Source organism: Paenibacillus sp. Mc5Re-14 (assembly GCF_001049835.1).
Taxonomy (GTDB): domain Bacteria; phylum Bacillota; class Bacilli; order Paenibacillales; family Paenibacillaceae; genus Paenibacillus; species Paenibacillus polymyxa_C.
The window spans coordinates 2,828,400-2,842,708 of sequence record NZ_CVPD01000001.1 but is presented as its reverse complement, the minus strand read 5'-3'; the positions used below and the strand labels follow the sequence as shown (position 1 = coordinate 2,842,708).

15 protein-coding genes are annotated in these 14,309 nt (G+C 47.3%); 6 read left to right on the top strand and 9 right to left on the bottom strand.

Translation table 11 applies throughout. From position 1 onward, the window contains the following. Positions 1–15 precede the first annotated feature (15 nt). From BN1546_RS12920 to BN1546_RS12910, 3 genes are read right to left on the bottom strand one after another with little or no spacing between them, the layout of a single operon-like run. The gene (locus tag BN1546_RS12920; RefSeq protein ID WP_090737811.1) at positions 16–393 is read right to left on the bottom strand and encodes a DUF4280 domain-containing protein; all 378 of its coding nucleotides are present in this window, start codon (positions 391–393) and stop codon (positions 16–18) included. 14 nt (positions 394–407) lie between these two features. Beyond that, positions 408–920, bottom strand: coding sequence for a hypothetical protein (locus BN1546_RS12915; protein WP_090737809.1), 513 nt, complete (start codon positions 918–920; stop codon positions 408–410). Next, positions 904–1,509 (bottom strand): hypothetical protein, encoded by a 606-nt coding sequence (locus tag BN1546_RS12910; RefSeq protein ID WP_090737807.1) that lies wholly within the window; start codon positions 1,507–1,509, stop codon positions 904–906. Before BN1546_RS12910 ends, BN1546_RS12915 begins: the two co-directional genes overlap by 17 nt. Positions 1,510–1,880: 371 nt before the next feature. On the opposite strand from BN1546_RS12910, the gene BN1546_RS12905 reads away from it, so the two are divergent. Further along, positions 1,881–3,065, top strand: a complete 1,185-nt coding sequence (locus BN1546_RS12905) for a sensor histidine kinase (RefSeq protein WP_025676766.1) — start codon at positions 1,881–1,883, stop codon at positions 3,063–3,065. A gap of 136 nt (positions 3,066–3,201) precedes the next feature. Here the strand turns inward: BN1546_RS12905 and BN1546_RS12900 are convergent, their stop codons facing one another. Further along, the gene (locus BN1546_RS12900) at positions 3,202–4,158 is read right to left on the bottom strand and encodes a nucleoside hydrolase (protein WP_090737805.1); all 957 of its coding nucleotides are present in this window, start codon (positions 4,156–4,158) and stop codon (positions 3,202–3,204) included. A gap of 212 nt (positions 4,159–4,370) precedes the next feature. Here BN1546_RS12900 and BN1546_RS12895 point away from each other — a divergent pair, with 212 nt between their 5' ends. After that, the gene (locus BN1546_RS12895) at positions 4,371–4,964 is read left to right on the top strand and encodes a hypothetical protein (RefSeq protein WP_025676764.1); all 594 of its coding nucleotides are present in this window, start codon (positions 4,371–4,373) and stop codon (positions 4,962–4,964) included. Between the two features lie 79 nt (positions 4,965–5,043). On the opposite strand, the gene BN1546_RS12890 is transcribed toward BN1546_RS12895, so the two are convergent. Genes BN1546_RS12890 through BN1546_RS12880 form a run of 3 tightly spaced genes read right to left on the bottom strand, consistent with a single transcriptional unit; the run spans position 5,044 to position 8,562 of the window. After that, on the bottom strand, positions 5,044–5,652 hold the full coding sequence (locus BN1546_RS12890) for a pentapeptide repeat-containing protein (protein ID WP_025676762.1): 609 nt from the start codon (positions 5,650–5,652) through the stop codon (positions 5,044–5,046). Between the two features lie 38 nt (positions 5,653–5,690). Further along, positions 5,691–6,200 (bottom strand): MarR family winged helix-turn-helix transcriptional regulator, encoded by a 510-nt coding sequence (locus BN1546_RS12885; protein WP_013373592.1) that lies wholly within the window; start codon positions 6,198–6,200, stop codon positions 5,691–5,693. Then, complete coding sequence (locus BN1546_RS12880; RefSeq protein ID WP_090737803.1) at positions 6,190–8,562, bottom strand: ATP-dependent DNA helicase; 2,373 nt, start codon at positions 8,560–8,562, stop codon at positions 6,190–6,192. The genes BN1546_RS12885 and BN1546_RS12880 overlap by 11 nt, the downstream gene beginning before the upstream one ends. A gap of 164 nt (positions 8,563–8,726) precedes the next feature. Between BN1546_RS12880 and BN1546_RS12875 the strand changes: the two genes are divergently transcribed. Both BN1546_RS12875 and BN1546_RS12870 read left to right on the top strand, forming a co-directional pair. Next, a complete protein-coding gene (locus tag BN1546_RS12875; protein ID WP_058711221.1) occupies positions 8,727–9,803 on the top strand; it encodes a diguanylate cyclase in 1,077 nt (358 codons plus the stop codon). A gap of 134 nt (positions 9,804–9,937) precedes the next feature. Then, entirely contained in the window at positions 9,938–10,111 is a 174-nt protein-coding gene (locus tag BN1546_RS12870) for an aspartyl-phosphate phosphatase Spo0E family protein (protein ID WP_013373596.1), read from the top strand. Between the two features lie 63 nt (positions 10,112–10,174). Here BN1546_RS12870 and BN1546_RS12865 read toward each other — a convergent pair whose 3' ends face one another. Continuing rightward, positions 10,175–11,080 carry a cidABC operon transcriptional activator CidR gene (locus BN1546_RS12865; RefSeq protein ID WP_173364608.1) on the bottom strand — a complete coding sequence of 302 codons (906 nt, stop codon included), beginning with the start codon at positions 11,078–11,080 and terminating at the stop codon, positions 10,175–10,177. Between the two features lie 131 nt (positions 11,081–11,211). Between BN1546_RS12865 and BN1546_RS12860 the strand changes: the two genes are divergently transcribed. Next, positions 11,212–11,583 carry a CidA/LrgA family protein gene (locus BN1546_RS12860; protein WP_013373599.1) on the top strand — a complete coding sequence of 124 codons (372 nt, stop codon included), beginning with the start codon at positions 11,212–11,214 and terminating at the stop codon, positions 11,581–11,583. Beyond that, the gene (locus tag BN1546_RS12855; RefSeq protein ID WP_013373600.1) at positions 11,580–12,257 is read left to right on the top strand and encodes a CidB/LrgB family autolysis modulator; all 678 of its coding nucleotides are present in this window, start codon (positions 11,580–11,582) and stop codon (positions 12,255–12,257) included. Before BN1546_RS12860 ends, BN1546_RS12855 begins: the two co-directional genes overlap by 4 nt. Positions 12,258–12,406: 149 nt before the next feature. Here BN1546_RS12855 and BN1546_RS12850 read toward each other — a convergent pair whose 3' ends face one another. Beyond that, a complete protein-coding gene (locus BN1546_RS12850) occupies positions 12,407–14,110 on the bottom strand; it encodes a glycerol-3-phosphate dehydrogenase/oxidase (protein WP_090737801.1) in 1,704 nt (567 codons plus the stop codon). Between the last annotated feature and the right edge of the window lie 199 nt (positions 14,111–14,309).

Here is a 14,309-nt window from a genome sequence, read left to right as displayed (position 1 = left end):
TTCTACAATGAGTAGCTATTCCTGCCCGTCTGACGTGAATGAAATTTTCCCGCACCACATGCATAGATTCGTGGAGCAGCTCATCAGAGCCGGAGACTGATCTACGTATACATCCTTCTTTCCATTCAACCAAGGCATAGAAATACTCGGCTTGCAGGGCTGCGGAATGATTCTCCCAGAATTGCCCTTGCTAGCAGAAGAAACTGCAGGGTTGTGCATACTACGGCACATGCCGAAAGATGGGATATGCGTCTGCGGGTGAAAATCCTGAATATTTCCCTGCAATTTATCACCAATACTAATCCCCCTGTTAGCTGAAACACTAAACCTGCCCGAATGACTTCCATAGGTACAGTGTATCTGCGCCCCATCCACTACATAGCTCTCACTCATGATCGGACTCTCCTTTATATAGACGGCCTCTCCGTATCGACCTTTTGTAATTTCAAGCCAGCCAGATTAAACTTCAAAATACATTCAGCCACATCTAGATCCACAATGATATGCTGACTGCCATGCTGAACCCTGAATATCTTATGATTCTCCACTGCATATTCATCTAAAATGATTTTCTTCAGTGTACCGTCTCTATGATATTCAGTAAGTGGTGATAAACACATCAGACTAGGCGGATGAGCCAGCCAATACCTCGTTTGCTGCATACGCTGCATATCGGCAAAAACAATCAGCCTCCAGCTTAATCCGGCTTGATATATATCAAAGATTTCCTTTAGTTGTTCAGAAACAATGGCTACCGGTTGCTCTATAAAATCAATATAGTCTGCATCGCCCGATACATAGCATTGCAAAACAGACTCTTCATCAGTATATAGTGAGCCTTCGGCCCATTCCCGTAATTGTCCACGATGTATCTCCACTGGAAACATATACTCTGTTATTCGATTATCGTGTTGAATCATGTAATACTCCATAAGCCGTTGAATACACCGCCTCACTGATCCCTTTGTACTCTCCTATTCTTATTTCCAAATCATCCTCGCATTTCAACGCCTTGAACTCAGGCAGTTGTACAGCCTGCTGCATAGCGTCCTTGGCTAATTTCAAAATGTAGTGATGAAATTCCCACGCAGCCTGAAGCACATATCGCTCGACATCCGGCTGAATAACCTTATTCATATAAGGTTTTCGAAGCTGACTCAATTCATCCTCCAGTTCTGCCAACAGTCCGAACGCCCAGCCTGCATCATAGGTTCCACGATAAGGTAGAGGATCAAAGTACCAGTTCGCACCATAGACCTCAATGACATAGTTATAAATGCGCTCCCTTAGATACGTACGCCTCATAGAATAGGTAATGTATCCAATTGTTGTCTTGTCCGCTTCTGCAGAATTGGCTTGTAAGCAAATCGATTGAAAAGATTGGATAAAAGAGAAGATAAGTTCCTCTTTTCTATGCTCATACAAGACCGCTACCTGATATAATTTCTCATGCAACATATCTTCTGCATAGGTCTTATGGAAGTGATCTAGGGCTTCCCGTCTATTCATAATCCCACCTCTGAACCTATTATATAGAATATTTACATGATATTACTGGTTCCATCCTCCTATTTTATTACACAATTTTCATATCATGAGATTACATATGAATTTATGAAAACAGAATGAAAATAATCATATTTTTTCGTGAATGTGTAATATACAAACAAAAATCTTCCCAGAAAGGCTAGCATTCGGCCTACGACATGAAGTTTTGTGCAAACGAATAGGTAATTGGAAGTAGTTAGACTCAGGTTTATAACGAAATAATGATGTATAATTAAGGATACGCTCCAACAATACATTCAGAGGAACAGGAATGGGGTACACAAACTATTAGAGTTTTGATCACCACCACTTTGCATCAAGATTGGAGACATATGACTACTTCACCTACAGGTTTTTATAATAGTATTCAAGAGGCTACCGCACATGTCATTGATGTGTTGAGTGATATTCTACATGTTAATACCATTTTTATTGCCGCTAATGACGGGGTTACCAATGTAATTGTAGATTCATTTAACCGGGAAGAAGTGCTGGTTCGTAACGGAGAGGAGCTTCCTTTTGAGCTTAGCTATTGCAGTCTGGTGCTGAACCATTCCGCGGATCACCTCACCATTTCGGAAACGTCTACTCATCCGCAAACACGTGATTTAGATGTGACTAAAACCATTGGAAATCACTCATTTACGGGAATACCCATACGTATGAAAAATGGCCAGGGGTATGGAACCATTTGTATTTTGGATGCGCCATCTGCACAATTGACTGAAACAGAAATGAAGGCTCTCAAGGCTATGGCTGTATTTCTGGGTTATGTGGTTGAACTGGAAAAAGACAAGATCGATGCAGAAGCTTCTTCCATGAGCAAGCTGGATTTGATTTCTTCCCTGAGTAACAAAATTCGTTTTTCGCTCACTGAAATATGGGGAGCTACGGATCTAATGATGACCACGGAGTTAACAGAGGAACAACAGCAATATATGAGTATTATGGAAGCTAGCAGTCGCTCGCTTATGATGCTGTTGAATAATATTCTGGATTACAGCAAAATTGAATCCGGGCAAATCGATGACATTGAAGATCCATTTGATCTGAGAACGATGATGGAAAATGTGTTGAGCTTGTACACAGAGGTAGCTGCGCAACGGAATTTGGAATTGAGGTTGGATTGGAATCTTGCAAGCTCGCCTATTTTTATCGGGGATGAGGCTAAAATTCGCCGTATGCTGATCAATTTGGTAGATAATGCAGTGAAATTTACAAGCACAGGATCAGTCACCTTATCTGCAAATACCCAGTTCGTGACCAATGCGCCTGAGGCTGAATTGGAAGTAAGGGTAAAGGATACGGGGATTGGTATATCTCCAAATAAACTAAAAATGTGGCTGGAGCATGACTTCGGGCCCTCTCCCTCCTATGGCAATCCCGGCTTGGGTTGGCAGATTACCAAACAGCTGTTGAAACGAATGAATGGTACAATGACAGGGGTTAGCGAACCTGGTAACGGGACGGAGATAACGCTCCAATTTACCCTAAAAACATATCAGGAGTCAGCCTGAACAAACGGTAGGCTTGCAATCATGTGGGGCCAATTACAGTAATAAAACCCGTGACCGATAGCGTCACGGGTTTTAGCTATGAATACGCACTAGGCAGTATGATCACTTTATGCCACACATTTGTACACAGTTGGGTTTAGTAACGTTTGGGAGCAGCCTGCTTGGCCAAATCCGCCATATACGTAAAGAAGGCTTCCGGGTCTGTATCATATACCAGATTCACAGGGCGTCCATCCGCCTGTTCCACCGTTCTGCCCTGACTTGGGCCTTCTGCAATAACGCTGCAATGCACCGTCTTTTTCTTGACAATGTCCGGGCGTCCTACGGATGCAGTGGTCAGTACATCCCACAGGTAGTAGGTAGAGTTCGTCTCGCTATACACGAGCGGAGGACATCCAGCGTAGCAATTGCCCAGGAAATCAACGCCTTCATAACGGCGCTCGGCAGCCCAACGATTGCGTACGGCTGGAGTTAACGGCACTTTGCTTGTGCTTTCCAGCGCCACCAGATCAATCGTGATGCCGCTTTGCCACACCCGATAGGCCGCTTCCGGGTCCCAGAACACATTCCACTCTGCGGTACCGTCATGCTCCGGCTCCTCCACATTCCCTTTTTCAAAGGTGCCGCCCATCCATACCAGCTTTTCAATCTTGGCTTCAATATCCGGTGCTTCATCCAGCGCCCGTGCCAGATCGGTTAGCGGTCCAGTGAATAGCAACAGCGTTTTACCTTCAGCTCCGCGTACCTTTTCGATCAGATGCTGATGAGCTGGCAGAGATGAAAGCGGCGCTTCCATTCGTCTCGATTCATTCAGCACAGGTAATGCATCTACATAGAATGAATGTAAACGCCAAGCGGCAGGGAACGGATTTTTACCGCGTGAATTAGACTTGGCGACTTCAACAGGCCCTTTATTTTGTCCAAAACGATCAATAATTTTTCGGCTGGCATCCGTCGCCGGCTCCAGGTAACCATCTGCTGGAATAACCGATACTCCGGTCAAATGAACTTGCTCCATCTGAAGCAGCATAAACAGGGATACTAAATCATCCACGCCACCATCATGATTAAAATAAACGTTTGTCTGACTCATCTGTCTCTTCCTTCCTTTATCCCCGTAAAACAGGCTTGTTCTTATCAGCAACCATCCTTCATTATGCCTGATCGCTTCACAGGAGTAAATGTGCGATAGCGCCTGAATGAGGGATTTTTTTGTTTGCTCCGTGCTTAATCAAGGTAGAAATGTGTGTAATAACAGGGTAGAATCATGGGTCCTAATCGGAAGCGTAGGAAGGAGAGATGCATATGACAGCCCGAACCATAGAAGAGTTGGAGCAGATCCGCAAAGAGTGCAAATCCATGGTAACGAGAAGGGCTGCAGCTTCGGGAGGAGCTGTATTGGTCCCGATTCCGGGGGCTGACGTTCTTGCTGATGTCGGCATTTTGATGCAGCTGCTGCCTGCCATTAATGAAAAATTCGGATTATCTGAGCAGCAGCTGGATGGTCTGGATGCAGAAACCAAGTCGATGGTGTATGGCTTTATCACTTCAATTGGCAGCAAGCTGATCGGGCGACTCATCACCCGAGAAGCCATCGTGAAGATTTTGCAGAAAATGGGCATTCGCATCGCCACCAAGCAGGTTAGCAAGTTTGTCCCTCTACTGGGGCAAGGACTAGCCGCAGCGATTGGCTTTACTGCGATGCGGACCATTGGCAATCGGCATATCGATGAGTGCTACGAAGTGGCTAAACGCCTGCTGGAGCAGCAAACTGCCGCAGATACGGCACGCAACTGGACGGTACCACAGCAACCTCTAGATCCTGTAGGTGTCGATAAGTTACCAAATCAGAATCCAGAAGCAGCGATTCCGCTACTGCCAGCATCCCATAAAGATTAACCTGTCAGAGATTTAGTATTCCTCCAATTCTCCAGCACGGGGTAACACAGGTCGTGACAGCTCCTGTATCTCCGTGCTTTTAACCATCTATCTTGGCACCATAAGAGCGGGCCACTGCTACTGCCAGTTCGATATCCAACTTGGCTCCGGTGATGTCCAGATCTTTAAAATTCACGCCATCCATCTTCGCACCGCGCAGGTCGGTTCCTTGAAGGTGGGCTTTGTGCAGCCTTACCCGGGTAAGATCCGCCTCGCGCAAATCTGCCTTTTCCAGATGGCATTCGGATAAATCAGCTTCCTTGAATCGTATTTTTCGCAAATCCTGTTTTCTTAAATCTGCATGACGCAAATTCGTATAAGACCAGTCTCCGCCCGTAATCGTGATACCATCCATATTCGCCCCCGCAAAGTCTGAACCTACCAGCTTACAGTTATCAAACCGGACTACAAACAGATTCGCGCTGGTGAATAGACAATTGGTAAAAGCGGACTCCTTGTAGTGAGATGCATTCAGAATGGCTCCGGTAAAATCACAGTCCACAAAAGTACAGTCTTCCACAAGGGACTCATTCATCTCCACACCCCGAAAGCGACATCGGGTAAACTCGCAATTTCTCCACTCGCCTTCTCTGGCATCCATTGAGCCAAAATCACGGCCTTCATAGACCTCATCTGTATAAAAGAACATATTTCCCTCTCCTATTCCTTATTCCCGACATCAGGGATTCAGCTTTTCGGCAAGGACTGCTCAAAACCGCCTTTCATTTTCCCCAGTAAACCCTTCATCATCTTATGATCCTGCGGCGTAAACTCAGACATACACGACCGGATCAACTTCGTATAATAAGGGACTATCTTGCTTAACAGTTCCCGTCCTGCCTCTTTTAATCCGACAGTCACCATCCGTCCGTCACTCTCGTGAGCCACACGTTCTATCATTCCATCTCGCTCCAAACCGTCGATCAGTCCTGTCATGGTCCCACGCGTGACATCCGCTTTTTCCGCTAACTCCGATGGTGTCATGCGATGCGGCGCATGGCAATGCAACAAACTAAGAACAATAATCCGGCCCTGAGAAGCCCCCAGTTTGGTCAAATCTGTATCCATTTCTCTGAAAATACCGTTAGCCAAGCGCGCAAATGTCACAAATGTCTCTATATTATCTACTTCTGCATCCTCATGTCCAAAGCTACGCAGCACCCCGCGTATGGAATCATTATGAAAATTAAAATTCATAGTCCATCCATTCCTTCCTTAATCCCGCTTGTTCCGTCAAACGGTAGCTTTTCCACTCATCTGGCAGCAAAGAAGCATATGGCTCCTTGGCAAAACGATCATCTACCAGGACCAGCAGCCCCTCGTCATGCTCTGTGCGAATAAGTCTGCCACCTGCCTGAAGAACCTTGTTCATCCCCGGATATACATACGCATAGTTGAAACCATTTCGTCCCTGTTCCGAAAAATAATCCCGCAGCACATCCCGCTCCGCTCCAATTTGCGGCAAGCCGACGCCGACGACCACTACCCCGTTCAAGCGATCCCCAGGTAAATCGACACCTTCAGCAAAGACACCACCTAGTACGGCAAAGCCGAGCAGGGTGCGCTCTTGCCCAGGTTGGAAGGTCTCTAGGAACCGATCACGCTCCGGTTCGGTCATACCCGGACTTTGTACCAATGTATCTGCACACACGTCCCGAAGCATGAACTCCTCGTATACCTCTCGCAGATACGGATAAGACGGGAAAAACACGAGGACGTTCCCCTTCCGCTCCGCAACCAATCCAGCCAGCATATCCGCAATCGCCCCTTTAGAACGCTCACGATCCCGATAACGGATGGAGAGCGGCAGCAGACGTACATCCCATTGCTCCTGATGGAAAGGGGAAGGGACCTGTAACGTATAGTCTTCCTCGCTTGCTCCAAGCATGTCCCGGTAATAAGCAAGCGGTGTCAACGTCGCCGAAAAATAAATAGTCGAGCGGTAGTTCTTTACAGCCTGTCCCAGCAAGTGCGAAGGGTCGAGGCAGAACAGTTTGATCCTCACCTCACTGCGCCCTGCTTCAATATAAGTAACGTAACGTTCATCGTATAAAGCAGCGATTCGCAGCATATTTTGAGCGGTAAAATACGTATCCAAAAGCAATGCGTAGGCCGTACTTTCACTGCTTGCGCGGCTTGTACTGCTCCCTGTCACCAGTTCACGTTCAGCGGCCTCCACAAAAGGCACCAACAACTCCAGCACCTCTTGCGGTGCTGCTGTTTCCACTGCTTTTCCTGTATCTGCATGCAGCTTGCGCAGCGTAATCATATGTGCGTTCACTGCACTCGCAGTCGTAGCAACCTCCGGGCTTAGCAACTTAAATTCTCTTTTCAGTTCCAAAAAAGAAGATTTCAGGATTTCCGCCGAAAACATGTCCCGACCGCGTTCCACCAGATTATGCGCCTCATCCACCAGCACAACACCTTTTCGCTTGTGCTCTTCCAGCAATCTCTTCAAAGAAATCCGTGGATCAAAAACATAATTATAATCACTGATTATACCATCCGAGGCATACGCCACATCTAGTGAAAATTCAAAGGGACATACCTTATGCTTGCGTGCATAATGCTCAATCACCGCCCGCGTCATTAACGTCTCATTCGCCAAAATATCGGATACTGCACCGTTGATCCGGTCGTAGTAGCCCTCGCACATGCTGCATGATCCAGCATCACAATCATGTTCATCCTTGAAGCATATTTTATCCTTCGCCGTCAGCGTTACCACATGCATGTGCAGCCCCTGGGCCTGCATTCGGGCATAAGCTTCTTCAGCTGCTGCGCGAGTCGTGGTACGAGCCGTTACATAATATACTCGCCTAGCCAGCCTTTCACCAATCGCCTTAATTGCAGGAAATAAGGTGGACACCGTTTTACCGATACCTGTGGGCGCTTTGGCAAACAGGTTGACTCCTTCAGCAATCGTCTTGTACACTGAACCCGCTAAAGTTCGCTGACCTGAACGATACGTGTCAAAAGGAAACTCCAACATAGCAATACTGGCATCCCTCTTCGCCGCATGTGCTCTCAGCAGGAATGCATACGGTGCATAACCAGCAATCATCTCCTGGGCGAAAGCTTCCAGCTCTGCAAAAGATAGCATCCGTCTGGAGCGACGAATGTCTTCACTGTGTGCTTGTACATAAGTAAGTTGAACCTGCATGGAATGATGCTGCTCCTCACGAGCAATCATATAGGCATACAGAAATGCTTGTGCCCAGTGCACGGGGTGGCCGTCCCCCTGAATATCTTCGAGGGGCTGAGAGATCGATTTAATTTCATCAACCGTCCATACACCGTCCAGCTCAATCAATCCGTCACAGCGGCCCTCAATGATAAACAACTCACCCTCATACGAAATTTCGGTACGTAAATGTACCTCTTTGCGGTCATGCTCCTTGTAACTCTTCTGGATAGCCTGATGCACACGAGTTCCTTCCTGCATACTGCTATTCGAGCGAAAACCGCTTTGAATGCTGCCACTCCGATGCACATATTCCACAAGTGGACGCACCGATATGTGAATTGGTTCCTTCATGCGATCACCCGTTCCGGTCATAGTCCTTACACTGTACCACGTAGATCAACGAAACGTAAGGGACATAAGAATCGTTTGTGATCGATTGGTATTCATTCATATCTACTTTTTACCGAAATATAGAAACGAGGTCTTACTTTATTCCAAGATACTACAACTCACATTACAGCATAAAGGACAGGGACATGTTAAAAGAATTAATTAACAATTTTGCTTTATTAACAAGCTTCTTATTCTTTGGAAATTTGCTTTTACGAAAATACGAACGTTACCTGGAAAAACATAGATATATACATCGGGTAATAAACGGCTTAATGTTGGGCTTGTTTGGTATTCTTTTAATGATGGCCGGTTTATGGATCCCCGGGGATTTTGTGGTCGATCTGCGCCAATTGGCGATTATCGTATCTGTTTATATGGGAGGATCGGTATCCGGTCTGCTAACCACCCTGATCATTATCCTGTACCGTATTTACATCACTGGCAGTTGGACAGAGGTTTCCCTGATTGCTACGGTCAATGGCATCATGACACTAGCCGTTTCCCTTACCTTTATTCGAGAAAAAATCCTAAAACTCAGCAAATGGATGTCAGCCGTGCTTGGATCTACAGTTGTGTCGCTGTTAGCCACTTTTTATGTGGCTAGTCATCCCCATTATGGATCTATTATTATATTCACAACCATTAAGACACTTGGCGGCTTGTTCGCCTATTTTATGATGCATCATATTAAAAAGACTGAGCGGGCCATTCATCTACTGGAAGAAGCTGCAAATCGGGATCATTTAACCGGGTTATACAGTCCGCGTGCTTTTGATGCACTGTTCGAAGAGGTAATTCATACTTCCAAGACTACAAAAAAACCCTTTGGACTTGTGATGCTAGATATTGACCACTTTAAAGAAATTAATGATACGTATGGCCATTTGAACGGAGACACCGTCTTAAGCCAACTGGGAATTCTGTTAAACCGGGAATCTACAACGAGAGCATACCCCTCCCGTAAGGGCGGAGAGGAATTTGCCATTTTACTCGGAGATTGTGATATCGAAAAGGCGGCAGGCTTTGCCGAGAAGATTCGAAAAGCTGTGGAAAATGAATGTTTTCTCTTGAATGACGGAACCATAATCTCCTTAACCGTATCCATCGGAGCAGGCAGCTCTCCTGTTATTGCATCGAGGTTTTTATTGGAAAAAGCAGACGAAGCGTTATATGAAGCTAAACGATCAGGACGCAATCGGGTAGAGTTGGCAAAACCATAATTATTAGTCGCTAAATGTCAGGAAAGCTGGATTAATGTTAATAAAAAGTGGTAAAATGGAAATAACATCGTTATCAAAAAAACTGCTGCCGCTAGTGGAGACATGCCTTACAATCGACATGGGGGGTGGGCTTTGTGAACCTCGAACAATTGGAAAAACTCATGGAAAAAGAACGCCGTGAACTGAATCGCATGGCTGACTTACACGGATTAAGAGATGAACGTGTATTGGACAAATCCTCCAGGCTTGACCGTATTATGGACAAGTACCTTCACACCAAGCGCGCAATAAACCAAACACACTCATAGAAGCAAGCTACTTCGCTGCCCCTCAGGGCAGCTTTTTTATGATGTAAGCCACATCCGTCCTTCTCACCGACGACTTCCGCCATATTCTGTCCGCAACAATCGCTGTGTGAAAGATATCCACTCTCTGGCAGCAAAGGACAGATAACGATCGTTCCGCCAGATCATCCCCAAATGCCAAGGAATGACAGGATCTACCAATGGAAGAATACGCAAGCGTTCGGAATCCAAATCCCGGCATATCGCCTCCGGCAATAACGCTACTCCCAGGTTGGCAGCAACCATTTCGCTGATCAAATCCCATTGAGAGCTTTCATAGACTACACGCGGCTGAAAGCCAGCACGAACACATTCGGCAATGATACGGTCGTGTAGCGTAAAATCCTCACGGAACAGCACAAACGCCTCCTCTGCTAACGCAGATAGCGGCACCTCCTTGCAGTCGGCCAATGCATGCGTGGGATGAACGAGCAAATTCAGCTTTTCCTCCACAAATAGAAATGTCTCGAACATATCTCCAACCGGAGGCAGCACAATCACCCCGATATCCAGTGCCCCAGCTTCTACGTCCTGCTCCACTTTCTTCGCTCCATCCTCGAACAATTGAATGGTCACATCGGGAAAGGCCTTGTGGAACTCTCCAATGACACGCGGAAAAAAGCTCGATCCGACCATAGGAGGCAGACCAATGCGGATATGTCCTTTTTTCAGGTTCATCAAATCACTCAGCTCCGAGGACAAGCTCTGAAAGGACTTCACAATCGCTTGTGCTTGAAGCTCAATGACCTTGCCCGCATCCGTGAGTTCGATTCTTTTGCCAATACGATCGAACAAAGTAACTCCCAGTTCTTCTTCCAGGCTTTTAATCGTCTTACTAATCGTCGGCTGAGTAATAAACATGCTCTGTGCTGCCTTCGTAAAGCTTCGCAACCGCGCGACTTCCAGAAAATATTGCAAATGTCGGATATCCAAAGCTACACCTTCTTCCATAGACAAACGGAATAGACTTCATTCTTTATATGCATTTTACTCATGAAAGCTTGTGATGTAAAATTTCATTACAGTTTGAAAATAACGGATCTCAAAGATAGGAGACTTTATATATGAAAAGCTTCATACGCGGTGTCCTTCAGATCGCCGTCCTGATGGCCTTTTCGCTCATCCTGAACGCGGTGGTCTCCTGGCTCCACCTGCCTATACCCGGTAGTATCGTCGGTATGCTAATTCTCTTTATTCTGCTGCAAACCCGTGTGGTCCGACTAAGCTGGATCGAGGTTGGCGCAAACTGGTTGCTGGCCGAGTTGCTATTATTCTTTATTCCCTCCGCTGTTGGCGTTATGAATTATTGGCCGATGCTGGAACACGATGGCATGAGCATTATGCTGGTCGTGCTGCTCGGCACCTTTCTGGTGATGGCCTGCACAGGTATGATCGCCAGTCTGCTTGGTAAACGAAAGGAGCATAAATCATCATGACCGGTCTTCTATGTATTGTATTAACACTTGCTATTTACTGGATGGCCAAACGCATGTACCGCACATTGCCCAAGGTGTATTTGTCCCCATTGCTCATTACACCTGTAGTTATCATTTTGATTTTGACGTTGACGGGTGTGAACTACCGTTCTTATAATTCAGGCGCTCATTTTCTATCCATGCTGCTACAGCCAGCTACGATTGCATTTGCTGTCCCTTTGTACCGATATTTCCCTGTGTTAAAAAAACACGCGGCCCAAATCGTGCTTAGTGTGTTATCTGGATCTGTCGTAGCCGTGCTGTCCTCCATGGCGCTCGCCAAGTGGATGCACCTGGACTCCTCGCTGCTGAGCAGCCTGATTCCTCGCTCGATTACGACACCTATTGCGATGAATGTATCGCAAACGATTGGCGGTAACCCGACAGTCACGGCGGTATTCGTTATTCTGACCGGATTGAGCGGTCTTATTATCGGCCCGATGATCGTCAAACTGTTCCGTATCGAAAATGAAGTTTCACGCGGGGTATTGCTCGGTACCGGTGCTCATGGTACGGGTACTTCCAAAGCATTCGAATTCAGTTCGCTGACAGGCACGATTTCCAGCATCTCGATGGTGCTCGCCGCTCTCTTTACCTTGGCGGCTGCGCCCTTCCTGTTCCACTTGATGCTGTAAGCCATCTGTATACAAAGAAGCAGCGATTCTCTTATGAATAGAGGATCGCTGCTTTTGTTTTGTAGGCCCCTTTTTCGCTGAAAGCAGTGATGCGAACGAAACAATTGTAGAGAAGCGGAGCGGTCAAGGATACGCATCCTTAAGCTATATCAGATGACTTTAATGGCGCCGGGTTCGGCTTCTATCTCTACAGGTGTCACAGCTTCATACAGGTAAGCATCCAGCTCAGTCGTATATTGGAGTTCTTGCTCGGCGCTCCAGCCTGCGTATTCGGACATCCATGCAATGACAGCCTGTTTCCAGCGCTTCACCTCGTCAATTTGGAAGAACAATGCTCCAGTGCGACGTATGAAAAAATCAGACGGTGTCACCGTCATTTCCTGTTCCATCGCGTACAGAAGCGGAACACGCAATTCCACAGGTAGCGCCGCTTCCGTCTCGGTGGAGTTCTTCATGCTCTGTGTCGCTATAGCAAACAGTCGCTCCACATTTGAACCATAGCGAACAGCCCATGCTCTGGCGGTCTCCGGCGGCAGACCGAGCGCAGCGCCCGCTATGGCTTGCTTGCTCACGAAAGCGTCCCAACCCGCCGAGCCGCCTACACTGCCGCCCGAAATGGGGATATGCCTTGTGCGGCATGCCCGAAAGCTCTGCCCATGCAAGCGGCCTAATTCACGTACCGCACGATCCACGACGAGTTCGGACATTTTCCGGTAACCTGTCAGCTTGCCGCCTGCGATCGTGATCAGACCTGAACGGGATTCCCAGATTTCGTCCTTACGTGAGATTTCTGAAGGGCTTTTACCGTCTTCATAAATGAGCGGCCGTACCCCTGCCCAACTGGATTCCACGTCTGTAACCGTCAGCTTCACATCCGGGAACATCCCATTGATCGCTTGAAGCACATACGCCCGGTCTTCGGCGGTCATCCGGGGATGCGCCGTATCCCCCTCATACACCGTATCGGTCGTACCTGCATAGGTTTTGCCGTCACGCGGGATCGCGAATACCATGCGTCCATCCGGTGTATCGAAGTACACTGCCTGTTGAAGCGGGAAGCGCCCAGCATCGAATACCAAGTGGATACCCTTCGTCAGGCGAAGCACCTTACCCTCTTTGGAGCGATCCATTTCCCGCAACGTATCTACCCATGGTCCGGCAGCGTTAATGACCAGCGAAGCCCTGATTTCGTATGGCTTTCCCGTTACCCGATCGGTTACACTAGCGCCGCTTATTCGTCCGCTGTCATATAGCAGCTTGTCAGCCTTGGCATAGTTCACGGCCAGCGCCCCTCGTGTAACGGCTTCCTTCATCACCTCAATCGTTAGGCGAGCATCATCAGTGCGGTACTCAACATAACTACCGCTTCCCCTCAGTCCTTCTCTCTTCAGCAAAGGCTCGCGCTCCAGCGTAGCCTGGATGTCCAGCATGCGGCGGCGCTCACTACGCTTCACGCCAGCAAGGAAATCATACACCAGTAGCCCGATAGAAGTGGTGAAAGCATTAAATGTGCCACCCTGGTGAAAAGGAAGCAGCATACGCTCCGGAATGGTCACATGAGGACCATTTTCGAATACGATGGCTCGTTCCTTCCCGACCTCGGCTACCATCTTTACCTCAAATTGCTTCAAATAACGAAGACCACCATGCACTAGCTTGGTAGAACGACTGGATGTACCTGCTGCAAAATCCTGCATTTCCACCAGAGCCGTTTTCAAACCACGATCCGCTGCGTCCAGTGCAATTCCCGCCCCTGTAATGCCGCCGCCAATAATTAAAATATCAAAATGCTCACGCCCCATACGCTCCAAAACGGCCGTTCTCTCCTGTGCAGCAAATCCCTGTTCTCCCATCATCTATCCCTCCAACTTTGTACATGTCTGCTATCAATCTGACACCGAATCATCAAAGGATACAAAAAAAGACCACGAACATCGCTGCGGCGGATGCCGAGCGGTTCATGGTCTCTCCAAGTCTCCTGACGAGTATTAACTTATCTATATCGTAGCACACACAGTACACGATGAAAAGAGGAATCTGCCTGCATTTACA